We start from the raw sequence: 20,376 nt of genomic DNA, 5'->3' as shown, positions 1-20,376 counted from the left end.
CAGATTTGGCCGTCGACTAGGTCATGGTGTATTGTTTGACGGGATATAAAGGATAAGAAAAGATGGGCGATTTTCCAAAACAAACATTTCAGGACTGGGAAAAGCTGGCGGAAAAGGAACTTCGCGGCCGCAAGCTGGATGAACTTAATTGGGAAACGCCCGAAGGCATTACTGTCAAACCGCTTTACACCGCCGCCGATCTGGAGGGGATGGAGCTGGATGGCGCCTTGCCAGGTGTCGCCCCTTTTCAGCGCGGGGTTCGGGCCACCATGTATGCCAACCGCCCCTGGACAATCCGCCAGTATGCCGGGTTTTCGACCGCTGAGGAATCCAATGCCTTTTACCGACGCAACCTGGCCGCCGGTCAGAAAGGCCTGTCGGTTGCCTTCGATCTCGCGACTCACCGTGGGTATGATTCGGACCATCCGCGGGTTGTCGGTGATGTTGGCAAGGCCGGTGTGGCCATCGACAGCGTCGAGGATATGAAGATCCTGTTCGACAGTATCCCGCTCGATCAGATGTCGGTTTCCATGACCATGAATGGCGCGGTCCTGCCGATTTTGGCAAATTACATTGTTGCCGCGGAAGAGCAGGGCGTAAAGCCGGAACAGCTTGCAGGCACCATTCAGAACGATATTCTGAAGGAATTTATGGTCCGCAACACCTACATCTATCCGCCGGCGCCGAGCATGCGCATCATAGGCGATATCATTGGGTATACCTCCGCCAAGATGCCGCGGTTTAATTCCATTTCCATATCCGGCTATCACATGCAGGAAGCCGGCGCGACACAGGTACAGGAGCTGGCCTTCACCCTGGCCGACGGGTTGGAATATGCGCGTGCCGCAATAGCATCGGGCTTAAAAATCGATGATTTTGCGCCGCGTCTTAGTTTCTTCTTCGCGATTGGCATGAATTTCTTCATGGAAATTGCCAAGTTACGCGCCGCGCGCATGTTGTGGGCGAAAATGATCAAGGAGTTTGAGCCAAAGAACCAGAGCTCCCTGATGCTACGGACCCATTGCCAGACGTCGGGCGTTAGCCTCACCGAGCAGGACCCGTACAACAATGTTATCCGCACTGCCTATGAGGCCATGGCGGCAGTTCTTGGCGGTACACAAAGCCTCCATACAAATGCGCTTGATGAGGCAATTGCGCTGCCGACGGATTTCTCCGCGCGTATTGCCCGCAACACGCAGCTAATTCTCGCCGAGGAAACCGGCATACCACATGTGATCGACCCGCTTGGCGGCAGTTATTATGTGGAAAGCCTGACCAACTCCATCGCGGCGGAAGCCTGGAAGCTGATAGAGGAAGTCGAGGAAATGGGCGGCATGACCAAAGCAGTCGAAAGCGGGATGCCAAAGCTTCGGATTGAAGAATCCGCGGCCCGCCGTCAAGCCGCCATTGACCGCGGCGAAGAGGTAATCGTCGGGGTTAATAAATACCGGATCGACAAGGACGACAGCAATATAGAAATTCTTGATGTCGATAATACGGAAGTTCTCCGACAGCAGGTCGCGCGGCTTGAAAAAATCAGGAGTACGCGGGATAGCGCGGCCTGCACAGCAGCGCTGGACGCCCTGACAAAAGGTGCAGAAGGTACGGAAAACCTTCTGGAGCTTTGTGTAAATGCTGCGCGTGCGCGGGCAACCGTTGGCGAGATTTCTGATGCAATGGAAAAGGTTTTCACCCGGCATCGGGCGGAAATCCGTTCCATTTCCGGAGTTTATGGGGCAGCTTATGAGGGGGATGAGGGCTTTATGAAGATTAGCGACGATATCGATGCTTTCACTCGTGAGGAAGGGCGACGCCCGCGTATGCTGGTAGTCAAGCTTGGGCAGGACGGGCATGATCGCGGCGCCAAGGTGATTGCGACAGCGTTCGCCGATATCGGCTTCGACGTGGATGTCGGGCCGCTGTTCCAGACCCCGGCAGAAGCCGCACAGGACGCGATCGAGAGTGATGTCCATGTCATCGGGATTTCCTCGCAGGCGGCAGGCCACAAGACACTTGTCCCGCAGATCATCGACGAACTTAAGAAGCAGGGTGCAGAGGATATTCTTGTTGTCTGCGGCGGCGTTATCCCGGCGCAGGACTATGACGCGCTTTACGATGCCGGCGTTGCCGCCATCTACGGTCCCGGAACAAATATTCCGAAGGCCGCCGCGGAAGTACTCGAATTGATCCGGAAAAAACGCAAGGCCGCTTGACCTGTTTCCTGTCCGGTGCTGTATGATATAGACGTCATTACAACAGGGCAGGGAGCCATTCATGAAAATAATTTTTAGCCCAGATCACGCCAAGCATGATCCAAAAACCTATTTCAAGGGCGGGGCATTTCATGAGCCGCAGGAAGTGCCGGGCCGGGCGGATGCGCTGGTTAAGGGGCTGAAAGACGCGGGGCACGAAATTATCGCGCCGACGGATTTTGGTCCGAGCCCGCGGGCGGCGGTGCATACGCCGGGCTATCTTCATTTTCTCGAGACCATACATGCGCGATGGTTGGCGGCGCAGATGGGTGGCGAGGAAGTGCTCCCTAACATTCACCCGGGGCGGCATATGTCGTCGATGCCGAGCGGGATCGTTGGCGAGGTTGGTTTTTATACCACCGATATCTCCGCACCCGTAGGCCCGACGACATGGGAGGCGGCGGTCGCCTCCAACAATGTTGCGTTAACGGCAACGGACTATGTGCTGTCCAATCTGGATGACAAGCTCTCCGCCTATGCGCTTTGCCGCCCACCAGGACACCACGCCTTCAAGGACCAGGCCGGCGGTTTCTGTTTTCTCAATAATATCGCTATTGCCGCCGAATATGCGCGCCGGAAAGTGAACCGTGTCGCAATCCTTGATGTCGATGTGCACCACGGCAACGGCACGCAGGGAATTTTCTATGACCGCGCGGATGTGTACACAATCTCCCTACATTGCGATCCGACGGATTTTTATCCCTTCTTCTCCGGCTATGCACATGAGCGTGGAGCGGGCGCAGGAGAAGGTTATAACCTGAACCTGCCACTTGCACCCGAGAGTGCGGACGACGCCTTCCTTGGCCGCCTGGAGGAGGCTATGACTGCACTTCGTGCGTACGCGCCAGATGTTCTTTTTATCGCGTTGGGACTCGATGCCTTTGAAGGGGATCCTCTGATTGGCCTTTCCGTCACAACGGAAGGTTTCGGGCGGATCGCAGCGCGTATTGCCCGCCTTGGCCTGCCGACGGTTCTGGTACAGGAAGGCGGCTATAACCGAGATTTTCTTGGCGCGAATATTACGAGTTTCATCGCCGGATTTGAAGGAGCGCGGTAAATGGGCACAACGGATGTCAGCGGCCTGACCCAACTCGGCAAAGAGGTAGGACAACCAAAAAGTCCTGAAGACGCTGTGCTGGAGCGAGTTCCCAACGGGCAGTCAGATGCAAACTATCTTGTTCGTTTTACTGCGCCGGAGTTCACCTCCCTTTGTCCCATGACCGGACAGCCGGATTTTGCCCATCTGGTGATTGACTATGTGCCGAATGAATGGCTTGTGGAATCCAAATCTCTCAAGCTGTTCCTGACGTCTTTTCGGAATCACGGTGCCTTTCATGAGGATTGCACCGTCATGATTGGAAAACGCATTGTCGAACTTCTGGCACCGCGCTGGCTCAGGATCGGGGGATACTGGTATCCGCGCGGGGGCATCCCGATCGATGTTTTCTGGCAGACGGGCGCGCCGCTTGACGATGTCTGGCTGCCCGATCAGGGGGTGTCAACTTATCGCGGGCGCGGATAGGCTAGAAGGTAAACCCATCGGGAAGCAGGTCACTCATCGACGTCGTAACATCCCCGTTTTCGCCTGTATAATGAATCCGTGTCGCCGGTGTCGCAAACTCCGCAATAAACTGCCGGCAGGCCCCGCAGGGGGAGCAGGGGATGGAAACCCCATGTTCATTGCAGTTGGCAACATATACTTCACGGAGTTTCATGCCGGGCCCCTCGTTCGCCACCGCGCGAGTAATGGCTGTGCGTTCGGCGCAGATGGAAAGACCATAGGAGACATTCTCCACATTACAGCCGGTGAACAGATTGCCCGATTCCGTTAGTACGGCGGCGCCCACCTTGAATTTGGAATAAGGGGAGTACGCCTTTTCAAGCGCCTTGGTTGCCTCGGCCTTCAGATTGATCTCGTCCATGATTCCTCGTTTCATTTCAACATTTATCGCAGGAGAAATCCGCCGCCAAGTGGATCGCCGTCCTCGAAGGTGAACTCGGCGGTGCCAGAATAATGGGCGTGCCCTCCCACTTCAACCGTCACAGCCTTATAGGGATCCACTTTTGTTTCGCTTTCGATTTTTCCGGTAAAAATAGCGCCAGTCACACTCTCGAACTGACAGGTCTCATCGGGTCCAATCTCCTGTCGCGCGCGCGCGAGCGCCATACGTGCGGTGACCCCCGATCCAGTAGGGCTGCGGTCTACCTGTTCATCAGCGAAGACGCAGATGTTCGCGCTGGGTGTATCTTCCTTGCCTATCCCGCCATCGGTGAGAATGGTGCCATATAAATAGCCGAGATCTTTTTCTTCCGGATGTGTAATCGGGACTTGCGCCTTCACCGCAGCTGATATTTGCGACGCCGCAGCAACAAGATCACGTGTTCGGGCCGTTCGCACCTCTAGGCCTAACGTCGCCGCATTCAGAATGGCGTAGAAGGCTCCCCCATATCCTATATCCAGCTCGACCGGACCATAATCCGCTGTCTCGACAAACTGGCCTAGCTTATAAGCGAAGGAGGGTACGCTCTCAAATCGGACTGCACCAGTTACGCCATTTTCGGTGGCAACATATGCGCGCACGAGGCCGCAGGGACATTGAATATTAACTGCCGTCTCCTCCGCTTCCTTCACGATTAGCCCGTAATCCAGCGCATAGCGGCCAAGCGCCATGATCGCATGGCCGCACATGGTGCTATATCCCTCGTTATGCATGAAAATAACAGCGAGATCAGCCTCCGGATGATCCGGGGGCACCAAAAGCGCGCCATACATATCCTTGTGGCCACGCGGCTCAAACATCAGGAAGCGGCGATAGTGATCGGCATGATCGCGAAGATAGGCTCGTTTTTCCAGAAGAGTGCGCCCTTCCGGCACCGGGACGCCGTCCGTAATGATACGGAGAGGTTCCCCGCCGGTATGCATTTCGACTGTCTGAATACTGCTAATCATTGTCGCTCCGTTCTTTGCGCCAGAATACGGTCTTCCGTTAATTTTCGATAGTGCTTTCAATTGACTTGACGAAGTCGCGGGATTTTCCCATACCCAAGGCTATGAATGAAATGGGTAAAAAAATAACGGCGGATGCCGAGGGGATTGCCGAAAAATTGCGGCGAGGAGATCGCCGGACGCTGGCACGGGCGATTACCCTTGTGGAATCCGTGCGGAGCGATCACCGGGCAACGGCGCAGGCGCTCCTGAATATCGTTCTGCCGGACACGGGCAACTCCATCCGGATTGGCATATCGGGCACGCCAGGCGTCGGCAAATCAACTTTCATCGAGGCTTTTGGCAAGCTCTTGACCGGTGCCGGTCACAAGGTTGCGGTGCTTACTGTCGACCCGTCCTCCCAGAGGAGCGGGGGGTCTATTCTGGGCGATAAAACGCGTATGGAAGAATTGGTTCGTGACCCGAACGCCTTTATCCGGCCGTCGCCGTCCGGCGGATCGCTTGGTGGTGTCGCGCGGCGCACGCGGGAGGCGATGCTGCTGACAGAGGCTGCGGGCTTCGACGTTATCCTGATCGAGACGGTTGGCGTTGGCCAGTCGGAAACTACCGTGGCGGAGATGGTGGATGTGTTCCTGCTCCTTTTGGCGCCAGGGGGCGGTGATGAATTGCAGGGCATCAAGCGCGGTGTGATGGAGCTAGCGGATGTCGTCGTGATCAACAAGGCTGACGGTGACCTGAAAGCGGCAGCAGCGCGGGCGGCGGCCGAGTACAAGGGCGCGATTGGCCTGATGCGGCCAAAAAGCAAGAACTGGAAGCCGAAAGTCCTGATGGTTTCCGCGCTGAATAAATCCGGGATCGACAAGCTATGGGATACTATCGGGAAGTATCGCGATTCCCGCGGTGTCGACGACGAACTGGCTGAACAGCGCCGTGAGCAGGCCGTGGCCTGGATGTGGTCGGAACTAGGTGATTCCCTGATGACGCGGTTTCGCTCCCATAAGGCGGTGGCAGCCCGCATCAAACAGATGGAAGCCGATGTAAAGACGGCGCAAATTGCTCCGACGACCGCTGCAGAGAAGCTATTGGAAATCTTTTTGGAAAAATAGTGCTGGATCAGCCTAATATGCTTGACGGATGCGCCTCCATTCCTTAAATAGCGTCCTCACGTCCGGCGTTCTGCGCCGGCATATCTATTCATTTGGTTAAAGAGGTCCAAGATGGCACGTCGTTGCGAATTGACAGGTAAAGGTGTTCAGGCCGGCAATAATGTCAGCCACGCCAATAACAAAACCCGTCGCCGGTTTCTGCCGAATGTGCAGGAAGTCCGCTTGATGTCTGATGCGCTTGGCCGTTCCTTCAATATGAAAGTCTCGGCATCGGCACTGCGTTCCGTTGAACATAATGGCGGCCTTGACAAGTTCCTGCTGAAGGCGCGTGACACTAATCTGTCATTGCAGGCCCAGCGGGTTAAACGCGAAATCAAGAAAGCGACAGCTTCCGCATAAATCTTATCTGACGATCAGGCAGGATTAAACGGGTGGGATTTTTCCGCCCGTTTTTTTATGTGAGATTCTAAAAGGCGCAGGGAACTTGCCTAGTCGTGCAGTCTTGAATTCATGAAAAAGGCACGCAAGGGATAGAGCGCCTTACCAGCGCTCAGCTTTTCCGCGTTTTGCTGGCTTTTGTTCATCGAACAGATCGGCAAGCTGTTCCATCATAACACCCCCGAGTTGCTCGGCGTCGATGATCGTGACGGCTTGCTGATAATATCGCGTGACATCATGACCAATACCGATGGCAATCAATTCAACAGGTGAGCGCGTCTCGATCCATTTGATCACTTCACGCAGATGCTTGTCGAGGTAATTGCCGGGATTGACTGAAAGCGTGCTGTCATCCACCGGTGCCCCATCGGAAATCACCATCAGGATGCGGCGCTGCTCTGGCCGGCCTAATAGGCGGCTATGCGCCCAAAGAAGGCCTTCTCCGTCGATATTCTCTTTCAGCAGCCCTTCGCGTAGCATCAGGCCAAGCGACTGGCGCGCACGTCGATAGGGATAGTCCGCTGATTTATAAACTATATGACGCAGGTCATTAAGTCGGCCGGGATTCGGTTCCTTCCCCTGCTCCAGCCATTTTTCACGCGACTGGCCGCCTTTCCAGGCGCGGGTCGTGAATCCGAGAATCTCGACTTTGACCGAGCACCGCTCGAGCGTGCGGGCGAGAACGTCGGCGCACATAGCCGCGACAGAGATCGGCCGTCCCCGCATGGAGCCCGAATTATCGATCAGCAATGTCACGACCGTATCGCGGAAGTTAGTATCCTGTTCCACCTTGAAGGAGAGCGGGAGTTGAGGGTCCACAACCACGCGGGACAGGCGGGCTGCATCCAGGATGCCTTCCTCCAGATCGAATTCCCAGGCGCGGTTCTGCTGCGCAAGAAGCTTGCGTTGCAGGCGGTTGGCCAGTTTGCTGACCAGGCTATGTAAATTGGTTAGCTGCTGGTCTAGTTGCTGGCGCAGGCGGGCAAGTTCACCGGGCTCACATAGATCTCCGGCCTGAATCACTTCATCAAATTCAGTGGTATAGGCCTTGTACGCGGCGGCTTCAGGGGAATTGCGGAAATCGTCAGGATAAACGGGACGACTATCGCGACCGGCTTCCTCCCCGGTGCTTGTCGCTTCCATGTCGGCGCTTTCGCCGGCTTCGGTATCCGTCCCGTCTTCGCCAGCTCCTTCCTGCGTATCGGCATCTTCAGCGGCGCTGGCGTCCTGGGCTTCGTCATCGCTCTCCGAGCCGCTGCTTTCGGCATCAGGCTGCTGTTCGCCCTCATCACTGTCGCCGTTGTCATCCTCATCGGAAAACTCTCCTTCGGCATCGTCGATAAGGTCAAGATCCTTCAACAGCTTCCGGGCGGCAGCGGCAAACTCTTTTTGGCTCGCAAGTGCGTCAAGCATTTGGGCGAAGTCATCGCCGCTTTTTTCCTCAATCTCCTTGCGCCAGAGATCGACCATGTTTCGTGCACTCTCCGGCACCGGAATATTGGCCAGCTTTTCACGCGCGAGAAGTCCAAGAACTTCAGAAATCGGGGCGTCGGCCTTGTCATAAACCCGATCAAAGCCGCTTTCCTTGCAATGGCTGTCAAGGCGGTTGAAAAGATTATCGGCAACCCCTTTCATCCGGCCTGCCCCGATGGCTTCCACCCGAGCCTGTTCAATTGCATCAAAAACGGCCTTGGCGTCACCACCTTCCGGGGCATAGCGCGCATGCAGGCCATCATCATGATAGCGCTTGCGGAGCGCAATACTGTCCGCGAGGCCCCGCACAAGGCGGACATCCTCGATAGGCAGGTCTTTTGCCGGATTGGGCAGCCGCGCACGATCACCGCTCATTCCCGGCGCATCGTTGCCATAGACAACCTCAAGTTCCTTTTCACGCGACATCGCCCGCATGGTGGCGGTGACGGCACGTTTGAAGGGCTCTGCTGCGGGCTCCTTATTTTTGATAAAGGCCACGGGACCGCTTACGAAACGATATTAGCAGCGGATTCGGGGAGTTCCTCGCCAAAGCTGCGTTGATAATATTCAGCAACCAGTGGCCGTTCCATTTCATCGCATTTGTTGAGGAAGGTGACGCGGAAGGCGAAGCCGACCTCGCCAAAGATCTGCGCATTCTCCGCCCAGGTTATCACGGTCCGCGGACTCATGACGGTTGAGATATCGCCGGCAATAAATCCGGCCCGGCTAAGCTCCGCGCAGGCAATCATTGCGCGGACGGTCTTTTGACCTTCTGCATTGTCGTAACCCGGGAGTTTCGCAAGAACGATCTCGTTTTCGATAGCTTCCGGCAGGTAATTCAGCGTCGTGACAATGTTCCAGCGGTCCATCTGGCCCTGGTTCAACTGCTGCGTACCATGATATAGGCCGGTCGTGTCGCCAAGGCCAACCGTATTTGTGGTGGCAAACATCCGGAAAGCTGGATGCGGCCGAATAACCCTGTTCTGATCGAGCAGGGTCAGCTTGCCTTCAACTTCCAGAACTCGCTGGATCACAAACATGACGTCCGGACGACCGGCATCATATTCATCAAACACGATAGCGGTTGGAGACTGTAGTGCCCAGGGAAGAATACCTTCGCGGAACTCCGTTACTTGCTTGCCGTCGCGCAAGACAATGGCATCCTTGCCGACCAGATCGATACGGGAAATATGGCTGTCGAGATTGATCCGGACACAGGGCCAGTTAAGGCGCGCGGCAACCTGCTCGATATGCGTGGATTTACCGGTACCGTGATATCCCTGAACCATAACCCGGCGATTAAAGGCAAAGCCGGCCAAAATCGCGAGTGTCGTGTCGTGATCGAAAACATATGCCGGATCCAGATCGGGCACGCGCTCTGTCGCCACGCTGAAGGCGGGGACTTCCAGGTCACTGTCAATTTTAAACACTTCCCGAACCGAAACCTTGGTATCGGGCAGATCAATTTTTATTTCTGGCGCATCACCAGCAAGTTCTAAGGACGTCATAAATAGCAGTTCCGTGTCACAATTTGTGGTGTTTATTTTACGGGCAAGCCTACGAGTTAGCGCAAGATCGCAAATGTGTATAGGCCTGATTGATGTTTTTTAATATTTCTTCAGCCGTTTTGTCTCCACCACGGATATCAGGGTGGTATTTTTTTGCAAGTTCCTTATGTCGGCGCTTGATCTGCTCCAGGCTGCTGCCGGGTTGCAGGTTAAGGATGGCAAGCGCCTCCCGCTCCTTTGGGTCGACCACGACTTTGCCGTTATTCTGGGTTGAGCCGGAAGCTTCTGCTGATGCGTCCATGTCATCACGAAAATCGAATGGATCATCATAACGGAAATCTTTTCGTGGGCTCGCCGTGCGGGCGCCCAGCTTCCATGTCGGGCGATGGCCGGTAATATCTTCATCCTTGTAACGAAGGATTTCTTCATCCGACATGCCAGCAAAGAAATTCCAGGATTTGTTGAATTCACGTATGTGCGCGAGGCAAAACCACTGGTAATCGGCGGGTTTGCCTCGATCAAGTAATCGCGCTTTCGGGGCGCGATATTCACCCGCTTCGAAACAATCCACATGTTCGCATTGCCTGTGGAGCGGTTCCGGCGCGTCGTCGCCAAGCGGTATTTCTCTGTTCTTCGACATTAAATTATTATGGTCGCTGCCTGGTGTCATAGCAAGGCTGGGCGCAAAAAAAGAGGTGTTTTTAACGTCGCCATGGCGTTAATTGGGCAACAGCCATTTATAATTCTGGCAGGAAGTTAGGCAAACCATAAAAAGCAAAATTCAGTCGGTGCGCTGCCACAATATTTGCTATAAAATTGTCGGAAAGGCGCTAACGCAAGACAGGAAAGAAAGCAGGCACAATGTCGGTCGCAGCAACCATAGAACATAAGCTCAATGAAGCGTTTTCCCCCTCCCGACTGGTCGTTATCGACGAATCGCATTTGCATGCGGGTCATGCTGGCGCCCGCCCCGAGGGAGAGAGCCATTTTCGGGTGGAAATAACAGCAGACAAGTTCAAGGGCATGTCTCGTGTTGCCAGCCAGCGCGCGGTTTATGAAATCCTTTCGGAGGAACTGGCAACGGATATCCATGCGTTGGCGCTTACCGTGCGCTCCTAGCGTCGCGGGCTCTTTGATCCTGTAAAAACATTAGAAAAAACTATTGAACCTCGTCGTCACGCCCTTATATGCTCTTTTTGAGAGTTTAGTAAAAAAAATGGCAACTTATAAGAGCAACGGGAGCCCTAACGTGACACAGATAAGCCAAACCCTCGTAAATCGAAATATTTCAGTTATAGATCCGATCTCAGGTCAGCCTCACCGGACCAGCATCCGTCTGGAAAAAATTGAATGGGAGGCCCTGCGAGATATTTGCGCCCGGGAAAACATGTCGATCAATGATTTCTGCTGTAAGGCAGACAGGGATGAACGACGCTGCGAACATTCCCGCACTTCCCGAATTCGGTCTGCGATCCTCGACCATTATCGCAACCAGAACAACAGACTTGACTCCTGATTTTTCTAAAGCAGGTAAAGCAAAAGAGCGGGGAGGGTGATAAAGGAGAGCAATGTTGATATCAGCACCATCCCCGCAACATGGCTATGCGCACGATCATACCGAAGAGAGAACAGATAGTTGAACACGGCAACGGGCATACTGCATTCCAGAATGAGGACGCCCCGCTCGACTCCTTCCAAACCGAACAAGGCGGCGAGACCGTATCCGACCCCAAAGCCCATGGCGAGCCGGAGGAATGACAGGCCGGTCGCCAACCGGATGTGGTTCACGGAAAGACTCGCCAGACTGACCCCAAGGGCGAGAATCATCAAAGGAATGGTCAGGCTGCCAATAAGCCCAGTGGTATTGATGATCCAGAGCGGCACGGGAAAGGCAAGGGCCTTCAACCCAAGGCCGACTATTACGGCATAAATAAGGGGCGTCTTCAGTAACTGACCAGGAGAACCGGCGCCGGATGAAAGCCAAACGCCGACCGTGAACTGAAGCGTGGAAAAGACGGTGAAAACAGCAATGGCGAGGGCCAGACCTGCTTCTCCAAAGGCAAATAGGCAAAGGGGCAGCCCCATATTGCCTGTGTTGGGGAACATCAGGCCGGGAAGATAGTCACGGATATTCAGGCGGCAAAGTTTCAGCGATATGAAGCCAATCACACAAAAGGCAAGGGCGGAAAATGCGGCGAACATCGCAAACTCGAGGAAAGCGCCGAGTTCCATGTCGAGTTTGACAAGTGTTGAGAAAATCAACATCGGCGAGCCAACATTCGTCACCAGCCCGGTCACTGTCTCTGTATGAAAAGATCGGCCGGTCTTTGCCCAGAAAAACCCTATTCCAGCGGTGATAACTACCGGCGCGATGATATTGAGGAGAATTTCAAACATGCAGGCTGAATTTCCGGTTAGTTATCCGCACTCAACAGCTAAAGCTCAAGTGAGGTAACGCGAAGTTCTGTAATCTGGTTATGTTCTTTCTTGAGAATCTCAAACTTATATCCATGGAAGATAAAGGCCTGGCTGATTTCTGGTATAATCTGGGCCTCATGGATAACCAGCCCGGCCACTGTCGCCGCCTCTTCATCGGGGAGAGCCCAGTTGAGTTGCCGGTTGAGGTCACGGATGGTTACATCCCCCTTCGTGATGATACTGCCATCTTTCATCAGGCGGACATCGCTCACGGCGAGATCATGTTCATCTGCAATATCGCCGACGATTTCCTCGAGAATATCCTCAAGGGTCACAAGCCCCATGAGCGCGCCATATTCATCCACGACAAGGGCAAAATGGCTTTTGCGCTCCAGAAAGGCGGTAAGCTGGCTGCGCAGGGTTGTGGTTTCAGGTACGAACCAGGGCTCAAGTGCGATCGATTCTATTTCCAGTTTTTCATAATCCCCGTCAAGCGGGATAAGCGCGCGCAAAAGGTCCTTCGCATGAACAATTCCGATAATGTTTTCCGGATTGCTTTTCCAAAGAGGTAGCCTCGTGTAGGGGCTGCCGAGAACCTGGTCGATTATTTCACGGACCGGCTTCTCGGCGTCGACCATTTCCACGTTCTTGCGGTGAACCATGATCTCTTCGAGATCCACTTCATCCATATCAAGAATTGTGTCCAGCATGTAACGTTCATGCATGATGATCCCGGCATCTTCGGAATGCAGTTCGATCGCGCCGCGCAGTTCGTCCTGTGCGGCATCCGTCACCGTGTCGCCGTCGTTGTCATATCCCTTGATGCCGATGATGCTTAAGGTTACGTCGACAATATAATTAATGCCTAGGACCACGGGCGAGAGGAGAAAGACAGCCGGCCGTAAAACAGGCGCAACAAAAAGGGCGACCGGGATCGTTCGTCTGAGCGCGACCGTCTTTGGCAAAACCTCTGCAAAGACAAGAACAAGGATTGTCATGACAATGGTTGCGTATGCGACGCCAATATCCCCGAACAGGGAAATGAAGATACTGGTGGCAAGCGCGGAGGCGAGGATGTTGACCAGGTTATTGCCCAGCAGAATGGCGCTGATAAGCTTTGTATGCTTGTCCCGGAGGCGATTTACAAGTCCTGCCCGATGGTTGCCAGATTGCTCCATCTGATGGAGCCGGGCGCGGGACGCGCCCGTCAATGCGGTTTCCGAGCCCGAAAAGAAGGCAGAAAGCAGTAATAGCAGAAAAATTGCGAGCGGCAGGAAGATCAGTTCCAAATGTGATTCACCCGTTTCCATTTCCTATTTTATTCCTGTAGTTCCTGTTTAAGCAGTGACAGGATATCCGGTTCATCGATATTATTTGTACTAAAAGCGTCGCCAATGGCGTTCAGCAGAATGAGAGTGATTTTGCCGCCACTGATTTTCTTGTCTTGCCGCATATGTGCAAGCAAGTTTTCGGCTGTCCAGTTTACGCCAGCGATTTCAGGAACCGCAACGGGCAAACCGACAGACTTGAAATGGGCGCGGATACGGCCGCTATCCTGCGATTCGAGTATCCCAAGGCGGACAGAGAGTTCCGTCGCCATTATCATGCCGATTGCAACTGCTTCGCCATGATTGAGATGCGCGCCATAGCCGGTTTCTGCCTCAAGTGCATGCCCGAAAGTATGACCAAGATTAAGCAGCGCCCGGATCCCGCCCTCGCGCTCGTCCTCGGCGACAATGCGGGCCTTGGCTTTGACACTTTGCTCGACCGCATAAATGCGCGCGGCGGCATCTCCATCTATCACCTTTTTCCCGTTCGTTTCGAGCCATTCGAAAAACTGATAGTCGCCAAGAAGCCCGTATTTCACGACTTCAGCATATCCAGCCAGTAATTCGCGTTGCGGCAGGGTATCCAGGGTGGAGATATCCGCGAGGACCATTCGGGGTTGATAGAAGGCGCCGATCAGGTTTTTCCCCTGCGGCGCATTGATGCCGGTTTTGCCACCAACGGAACTATCCACCTGTGACAGAAGGGTGGTTGGTATCTGTATGAAATCCACGCCTCGGCGCAAGGTGGCCGCCGCAAATCCAGTAAGATCGCCAATAACGCCGCCACCAAGAGCTATCAAGGCCTCATCCCGCTGAAGACGGCTGTCCAGCAGGCGGTTCATCAAGTCGCCGTATGTCGCGATGCTCTTGCTGCTTTCGCCGGCCGGAAAAATGATGGCGCTGTGTTCTATTCCTGCGTCGGTAAGCGATGCCTGCAGGCGTTTCAGGTGGAGCTTTGCAACATTATCGTCCGTGATAATTGCAACACGAGGGTTTTTTAAAATGTCCCGTATGACTGACCCGGCGCTATCTATCACGTCTGCGCCAATGAGAATGTCATAGGAACGCGATCCCAGGGCGACCTGAACGCTGGACAATGCAGGAGCGGGCTCTAGGGGTAAGGACGTCATTTTTTACCTTGAGTATCTTGAGGCAACGTTGGGCGTTTCAGGGCATCCAGCGCGGCAATTATCTTGTCGACGACAATTTCATGCGGACCGTCGCCACTATCGACCGTTACATCCGCTTCCGCATAGACCGGATAGCGCTCATCCATGAGGTTTTTCAATATGGTCTTTGGGTTGCCTGTTTTAAGGAGCGGACGATTGTTGCGTTTCATGCAGCGCTTATAAATGACATCTAGTTCTGCACGCAACCAGATAGAACAGCCTTTTCGAGCAATGAGGGCCCGTGTCTCCGGGTCCATGAAGGCGCCGCCGCCCGTTGCCAGGACATGCCGGGGCTCGTCCAAGAGGCGCGCGATGACTTTGCGTTCTCCGTCACGAAAGGCAGCCTCTCCGTGAATGTCGAAAAATTCCGATACTGAGAGATTGGATGCTGTCTCGATCTCATGATCGGCATCCTTGAAAGGCAACCCAAGCTGCGCCGCCAGGCGTCGCCCGATGGAACTTTTGCCCGCACCCATCAACCCAACCAGCACTATGGTTCTGGTATCTAAATCATCAACCGAAATGGCAGTGCCCGCTTCGGCAACTTGTGTCTTGTTCATCCCATCACTTTTTCAGCGGTCAGGCGTTTCCTCCGCTCAACCTAGCGGCATAATATCTTTCGTAAGGTTATTGATGTATTTCGCCGAACCGTGCTAATCAATAAAGCCAATTTTTACCATAATCGCAGTTTAATGCTTTAAATAGCAACAGTTTTGCCCAACATGCACTAACTTTCGGTGCCCTGATTTTGGATATTGTGATCGAATATGTCTAAGTTTTCCCTTTTTCTGCTTTTTTTGGTGGCCGCTGTGGTTATTGGCGGCGGTGTTTTTCTGTCCGCCTGGGATATTCCTGCACCGACGGTAAAAGTTGAAAAGGTTATTCCAAATGACCAGTTCCCCAAATAGGTTACGGCTTCTTTACAGCATCAGCCTGGCAATCGCAGGCCTGGGTGCAGTGATTGCGACCCCTTTAGCACAGGAGAAACCCAGAAATCTGGTTCCTTCTCTCAGTCAATCAGCGCCGGCCATACAAACTGAAAAGGGACCTGCGACGGCGAGCCCCGCTCCATCTGCGCCGCAAAAAAATGTTCTGGAAGGAAACCGCATTAAAGGGGCGGTCGTCGTGCAGTCGCTGGGTGGTTTAAACCCGGCGTCCATCGGCACATTGTCGACGGCAAATGGCGGATTGGGAACGGATATGTGGCAAGGAACGTCACAAGAGCGCGTTCTGACACTGTTAAAGATTTTGCCCGTTTCGAAGGCATCCCCCCAGATGCAAAAGCTCTATCGCCGGTTACTGTTGACAGCGGCGGCTATTCCGCAAGGGCAGGGCGAGACTAAGGAATTGATCAAGCTTCGTTTAGAGAAGCTAATGGCTGCCGGGCTGGTGACGGATGCGTCGGACCTGGTCAACAGAATTCCTGCGTCCAGTATCACACCAGAGCTTAACCGCATTGCGACTGAAATACTGCTGTTTCAGGGTCAAGACGAAGAGGCCTGCAAAATTGTGGACCGCACCAAGACGGCAACCAATGACAATTTTTGGACCAAGGCAGATGTTTTTTGCAATATCGTCGCAGGCAATATGGCACGGGCGGAGATTGGTGTCAGTCTCCTGGACGAGGCAGCAGGGGATGATGCGTTGTTTTTTGCATTGTATGACCGGCTGGCAGGGGGCAGCGCCGCGCTTCCCGAGAATGGCCAGCCCCTCACCGCGTTGCATTTTGCTATGATGAGCCGTGCGGAAGTGCTGCTGCCAGTGACTTCGATGGAAACGGCAGGGAACGCCTATCTTTGGGCTGTGGCGATGGATGACGCGGCGGATATCAATGCAAGATTTACCGCTGCTTATGAATCGCTCTCCGCCGGGAGTATTCCGGCCATCCTGCCACGCCGCCTGATCAATGAAGGAGCCTTTCAGGAAGGGGCGGAAGAAAAACCTGATCTTGGGCAGATTGCAAATCTTTATCGAGAGGCTTTAGGGTCGAACGACGAGGAAGAGAAGGCCAATTTGCTTGGAGAGCTATGGGCGGCGGGAGCGCGCGACGGTTCTTATTTCGCAACTTCCAGCCTTTCCATGCCGCTTCTATCAGGCATGACCGCATCAGAATATGGAGATGTGTTTGAACTGGATGCGCTGCGTCACTCCTTGCTTGAGAAGGAAGATGCAATCGCCGCCCTCTGGGAACGGGCTGTCCGCAGGGGGGCGCTTCGGGGAGATTTTGAAGCACGTGAATCGGCGCGAAAATTTATTGCCCGCGCGGACGCCTATATGCTTATTTCGGGAGTATCCGGCATCGCGCGCTGGAATGCAGCCAATTTCAACGCAGCGGACTTTGATCACGGCGATAATGTTGATTCCGGGGAAAATGCAGGCCTGTATCTGGCTGCTCTCGACGCTTTCGGAGAGCCGGTCTCAACCGACCTCTGGGCTGCTGCGCTTGCCGCAGGCCAGATGCCGAGGTCTGGTTTTTCCAACTTGGTGATTGAGAAGAACCTCAAGATAGCCGCTGAGGCAGGCCGGGTGGGTGAAACGGTGGCTCTGGCACTTGCGGCTGTCGGCGCGGAAGGACCTGGCAAAATGTCAACCGGGACATTGATCGAGGTTCTCAAGGCGCTGAAGACAATCGGGCTCGAGACAGAGGCCCGGCAACTCGCACTAGAGGCCGCCGTATCGCGGAACCTTTAAGATGTCCCGCCACTATATTGAGGGATTCCTCGAAATGCTCCTGACTGAGAGGGGGGCGGCGGAAAACACCCTGTCGGGATATCGCCGGGATCTCAATGATTTTGAAAGTTTTGCAATACGGCGCGGCAAGGATCTCTCTATCGTGTCGGCGAAAGACATTCAGGCTTATCTTAAACTCCTTGATGATAGCGGGCTGATGGCAAGCACACAGGCAAGGCGGCTGAGTGCAATTAGGCAGCTTTTCTCCTATCTTTTGGGCGAGGATATTCGCCGCGATGACCCCTCACTGAACATTGACAGTCCTCGCGCGGGGCGCCGGCTGCCCAAATATCTAACGGTCGCTGAGGTGGATAGTTTGCTGGCCGCGGCGGAAGGGGACACTCCTGAGAAAAGGCGCCTTCTGTCACTTCTTCATTTGCTGTATGCGACGGGCCTTCGGGCGTCTGAACTTGTATCTCTTCCCTATCCCGCACTTCGGGAGCAGGATAGGTTTCTAATTGTTCGCGGCAAGGGCAACAAGGAAAGGCTGGTACCGGTGAATCAGACGTCCAAACAGGCGCTGGAACGGTATCTAGAAGTTAGAGATGTCTTTTGTCCGGACGGTGAGCATTCGAAATGGCTTTACCCCTCGCGGGGCGGACAGGGGTTTCTGACCCGCCAGCGTCTTGGTCAGCTCCTGAAGCCGCTTGCGATCGAAGCCGGAATCGATCCAGCAAAAGTCTCTCCCCATGTGTTGCGCCATGCCTTCGCCAGCCATTTGCTTGCGAATGGCGCTGATCTTCGAAGCCTTCAGAAAATGTTGGGGCATTCGGATATTTCCACGACCCAAATTTACACGCATGTCCTGCAGGAGCGGCTGAAGGAAATCGTCACGGCGCATCATCCTTTGGCATAATTCAAAATTATTTGTGGAAAACTTGACTCTGTCTTCCGGCTAACGCAATTTCCTCCCAATAAATTCACAAACTCAAACCGAAGAAAGTGTAAAACTCATGAGCTTTACTGTTCCGGAACCTTGCGTTTCGCGCCTGAACCGTTGTGAACTTGCCGTTCCAGGATCCAGCCCGCATATGTTTGAAAAGGCCGCCAAGTCCGATGCGGACGCGATTTTCCTTGATCTGGAGGACGCGGTCGCGCCGAACGACAAAGAGCGGGCCCGCAAGAATATCATTGAAGCCCTGCATGATATCGACTGGGGGGACAAGGTGATGTCCGTCCGCATAAATGGTCTGGACACGCATTACATGTATCGCGATGTGGTTGATGTGGTCGAACAAGGCGGGGAGCGCCTTGACCTGATTATGATCCCGAAAGTTGGAACAGCCTCTGATGTTTATGCTGTAGATATGCTGGTAACGCAGATTGAAGCAGCGACGGGCCGTAAAAAGAAAATCGGTTTCGAGCATATTATCGAGACTGCGCTCGGCATGCAGAATATCCATGAAATCGCCGCGGCTAGTAAGCGCAACGAAAGCCTGCATTTCGGCGTTGCAGATTACGCAGCCTCGACGAAGGCACGGACAACCTCGATCGGCGGGCCGAATCCGCTCTATGGCGTGCTGACTGATCCGGCAGAAGACGGAAGCCGTGATTTCCATTGGGGTGATATGTGGCATTATGCCATTGCCCGCATGGTTGTTGCTGCGCGAGCAAATGGTCTTCGTCCAATCGACGGGCCGTTTGGCGATTTCTCCGATCCTGACGGCTATATTGCGCATGGTAACCGGGCGGCTATCCTCGGCTGTGAAGGGAAATGGGCAATCCATCCCAAGCAAATACCGCTCGCCAATGACATTTTTACGCCTGCTGAAGAAGAAGTGGCGAAGGCGCGCCGTATCCTGGAAGCCATGGAAAAGGCACAGGCCGACGGTGCGGGAGCTGTTGCTCTGGATGGCCGCTTGATTGATATCGCCTCGATCAAACAGGCGGAAGCGTTGGTAAACCAGGCCGATATTATCGCGGCCCGCGGCTAATTTTCGCGTCACATAGCTGTCATTAATTTAATTGCTGGCGGAACGGTTGATTGACGTAGCCGTTCCGCCAATTTATTAATCAGACCGTCGATATCTGTGGAGTTTGGACGTTTAATGAATAATTTCCTTGATTTTGAAAAACCGATCGCTGATCTCGAAGGCAAAATTCGCGAGCTCGAAGGCCTGGAAGACGGCAGCGATATCGAGATCAAAGAAGATATTGCCAAACTCCGTCAAAAGGCGCTGCACCAGCTTGAGCAAACTTACTCAAAGCTGACCCCTTGGCAGAAAACGCAAGTGGCCCGCCATGTAGACCGGCCGAAACTGAGTGATATCACGGCTCAGCTGATCGAGGAATTCACGCCTCTTGCGGGGGATAGGGCCTTTGCGGACGACAAGGCGATTGTCGGGGGTATGGGCCGGTTTCGTGGGCGCAGTGTTGTTGTGATTGGAACGGAAAAAGGCAAGGATACGGAGACCCGCCTGCGTCATAATTTTGGTATGGCACGGCCCGAAGGATATCGTAAGGCGCAACGCCTTATGAAACTGGCGGACCATTTTTCGCTTCCCATCCTGACTTTTATTGATACGTCCGGCGCCTATCCCGGTATCGGGGCGGAGGAGCGCGGTCAGGCGGAGGCAATTGCCCGCTCTATCGAGGTCAGCCTTGATGTGCGCGTGCCCATGATCGCGTCAATTGTCGGTGAGGGAGGCAGTGGCGGCGCGGTAGCGCTGGCGAGTGCCAATCGCGTCCTGATGTTTGCCCATGCAATCTACTCGGTGATTTCACCTGAGGGTTGCGCGGCAATCTTGTGGAAGACACGCGACAAGGCGCAGGAGGCGGCGACCGCCATGAAAGTCACGGCGCAGGACCTTTTGAAACTCAAGGTTATCGATCGAATTGTGGAAGAGCCGGTCGGTGGCGCGCAGCGTGACGTGCCGGCCGCGATTGATGCGCTGGGAGATGCGATTGAAGAAGAACTCGCGTCCCTTGTGGGCAAGGAACCGGGCGAGCTCCGGGAAGAGCGCCGCCGCAAATTCCTTGCCATTGGGCGTCTCGAAGAAGGCTGATT

Annotated in this window: 20 protein-coding genes; 11 read left to right on the top strand and 9 right to left on the bottom strand. The window is 54.3% G+C overall.

Translation table 11 applies throughout. The features are described 5' to 3' along the window. The first annotated feature begins 62 nt into the window (after nt 1-62). The 3 genes from scpA (at nt 63) to queF (ending at nt 3,774) form a co-directional block, all read left to right on the top strand. Nucleotides 63-2,213, top strand: coding sequence for a methylmalonyl-CoA mutase (scpA, locus tag J0X12_RS01525; RefSeq protein WP_207041300.1), 2,151 nt, complete (start codon nt 63-65; stop codon nt 2,211-2,213). Between the two features lie 61 nt (nt 2,214-2,274). Continuing rightward, a complete protein-coding gene (locus J0X12_RS01520) occupies nt 2,275-3,309 on the top strand; it encodes a histone deacetylase family protein (protein WP_207041298.1) in 1,035 nt (344 codons plus the stop codon). Next, entirely contained in the window at nt 3,310-3,774 is a 465-nt protein-coding gene (gene queF / locus J0X12_RS01515; RefSeq protein ID WP_207041295.1) for a preQ(1) synthase, read from the top strand. Nucleotide 3,775: 1 nt separating this feature from the next. Here the strand turns inward: queF and cdd are convergent, their stop codons facing one another. Next, nucleotides 3,776-4,189 (bottom strand): cytidine deaminase, encoded by a 414-nt coding sequence (cdd, locus tag J0X12_RS01510; protein ID WP_207041293.1) that lies wholly within the window; start codon nt 4,187-4,189, stop codon nt 3,776-3,778. Between the two features lie 8 nt (nt 4,190-4,197). After that, entirely contained in the window at nt 4,198-5,202 is a 1,005-nt protein-coding gene (locus J0X12_RS01505; protein WP_207041291.1) for a proline racemase family protein, read from the bottom strand. A gap of 110 nt (nt 5,203-5,312) precedes the next feature. Between J0X12_RS01505 and meaB the strand changes: the two genes are divergently transcribed. Then, nucleotides 5,313-6,305 (top strand): methylmalonyl Co-A mutase-associated GTPase MeaB, encoded by a 993-nt coding sequence (gene meaB / locus J0X12_RS01500; RefSeq protein ID WP_207041289.1) that lies wholly within the window; start codon nt 5,313-5,315, stop codon nt 6,303-6,305. Nucleotides 6,306-6,416: 111 nt separating this feature from the next. Beyond that, nucleotides 6,417-6,704, top strand: a complete 288-nt coding sequence (rpmB, locus tag J0X12_RS01495) for a 50S ribosomal protein L28 (protein WP_207041288.1) — start codon at nt 6,417-6,419, stop codon at nt 6,702-6,704. Nucleotides 6,705-6,845: 141 nt separating this feature from the next. Here rpmB and cobT read toward each other — a convergent pair whose 3' ends face one another. From cobT to J0X12_RS01480, 3 genes are read right to left on the bottom strand one after another with little or no spacing between them, the layout of a single operon-like run. Beyond that, nucleotides 6,846-8,714 carry a cobaltochelatase subunit CobT gene (gene cobT / locus J0X12_RS01490; protein WP_207041286.1) on the bottom strand — a complete coding sequence of 623 codons (1,869 nt, stop codon included), beginning with the start codon at nt 8,712-8,714 and terminating at the stop codon, nt 6,846-6,848. 8 nt (nt 8,715-8,722) lie between these two features. Further along, nucleotides 8,723-9,724: a cobaltochelatase subunit CobS gene (gene cobS / locus J0X12_RS01485; protein WP_207041276.1), complete on the bottom strand. Its 1,002-nt coding sequence runs from the start codon at nt 9,722-9,724 to the stop codon at nt 8,723-8,725. 49 nt (nt 9,725-9,773) lie between these two features. Further along, nucleotides 9,774-10,364 carry a J domain-containing protein gene (locus J0X12_RS01480; RefSeq protein ID WP_207041274.1) on the bottom strand — a complete coding sequence of 197 codons (591 nt, stop codon included), beginning with the start codon at nt 10,362-10,364 and terminating at the stop codon, nt 9,774-9,776. Nucleotides 10,365-10,585: 221 nt separating this feature from the next. Here J0X12_RS01480 and J0X12_RS01475 point away from each other — a divergent pair, with 221 nt between their 5' ends. Continuing rightward, entirely contained in the window at nt 10,586-10,843 is a 258-nt protein-coding gene (locus J0X12_RS01475) for a BolA family protein (protein ID WP_207041272.1), read from the top strand. A 97-nt stretch (nt 10,844-10,940) separates the two neighbouring features. Further along, nucleotides 10,941-11,240 (top strand): ribbon-helix-helix domain-containing protein, encoded by a 300-nt coding sequence (locus J0X12_RS17645; protein ID WP_353890925.1) that lies wholly within the window; start codon nt 10,941-10,943, stop codon nt 11,238-11,240. 5 nt (nt 11,241-11,245) lie between these two features. On the opposite strand, the gene J0X12_RS01465 is transcribed toward J0X12_RS17645, so the two are convergent. Genes J0X12_RS01465 through J0X12_RS01450 form a run of 4 tightly spaced genes read right to left on the bottom strand, consistent with a single transcriptional unit; the run spans nt 11,246 to nt 15,199 of the window. Continuing rightward, nucleotides 11,246-12,121, bottom strand: coding sequence for an AEC family transporter (locus tag J0X12_RS01465; protein ID WP_207041268.1), 876 nt, complete (start codon nt 12,119-12,121; stop codon nt 11,246-11,248). A 38-nt stretch (nt 12,122-12,159) separates the two neighbouring features. Next, nucleotides 12,160-13,452 carry an HlyC/CorC family transporter gene (locus tag J0X12_RS01460; protein WP_207041266.1) on the bottom strand — a complete coding sequence of 431 codons (1,293 nt, stop codon included), beginning with the start codon at nt 13,450-13,452 and terminating at the stop codon, nt 12,160-12,162. An 8-nt stretch (nt 13,453-13,460) separates the two neighbouring features. Further along, nucleotides 13,461-14,600 carry a 3-dehydroquinate synthase gene (aroB, locus tag J0X12_RS01455; protein ID WP_207041264.1) on the bottom strand — a complete coding sequence of 380 codons (1,140 nt, stop codon included), beginning with the start codon at nt 14,598-14,600 and terminating at the stop codon, nt 13,461-13,463. Next, nucleotides 14,597-15,199, bottom strand: coding sequence for a shikimate kinase (locus tag J0X12_RS01450; RefSeq protein WP_207041263.1), 603 nt, complete (start codon nt 15,197-15,199; stop codon nt 14,597-14,599). Before J0X12_RS01450 ends, aroB begins: the two co-directional genes overlap by 4 nt. A gap of 328 nt (nt 15,200-15,527) precedes the next feature. Here J0X12_RS01450 and J0X12_RS01445 point away from each other — a divergent pair, with 328 nt between their 5' ends. The 4 genes from J0X12_RS01445 to J0X12_RS01430 all read left to right on the top strand — a co-directional run bounded on the left by J0X12_RS01445 (nt 15,528) and on the right by J0X12_RS01430 (nt 20,374). Further along, a complete protein-coding gene (locus J0X12_RS01445) occupies nt 15,528-17,330 on the top strand; it encodes a hypothetical protein (protein ID WP_207041260.1) in 1,803 nt (600 codons plus the stop codon). A gap of 1 nt (nt 17,331) precedes the next feature. Beyond that, nucleotides 17,332-18,225: a site-specific tyrosine recombinase XerD gene (xerD, locus tag J0X12_RS01440; RefSeq protein ID WP_207041258.1), complete on the top strand. Its 894-nt coding sequence runs from the start codon at nt 17,332-17,334 to the stop codon at nt 18,223-18,225. Between the two features lie 97 nt (nt 18,226-18,322). Next, nucleotides 18,323-19,303, top strand: coding sequence for an HpcH/HpaI aldolase/citrate lyase family protein (locus J0X12_RS01435; protein WP_207041256.1), 981 nt, complete (start codon nt 18,323-18,325; stop codon nt 19,301-19,303). Nucleotides 19,304-19,417: 114 nt separating this feature from the next. After that, nucleotides 19,418-20,374, top strand: coding sequence for an acetyl-CoA carboxylase carboxyltransferase subunit alpha (locus J0X12_RS01430; RefSeq protein WP_207041254.1), 957 nt, complete (start codon nt 19,418-19,420; stop codon nt 20,372-20,374). Nucleotides 20,375-20,376 lie beyond the last annotated feature (2 nt).

Origin of the sequence: Sneathiella sedimenti (genome assembly GCF_017313765.1) — a bacterium.
In the GTDB taxonomy this organism is placed as follows: domain Bacteria; phylum Pseudomonadota; class Alphaproteobacteria; order Sneathiellales; family Sneathiellaceae; genus Sneathiella; species Sneathiella sedimenti.
The sequence above is the reverse complement of the archived record's forward strand: the minus strand, read 5'-3'. Positions and strand labels throughout refer to the sequence as shown.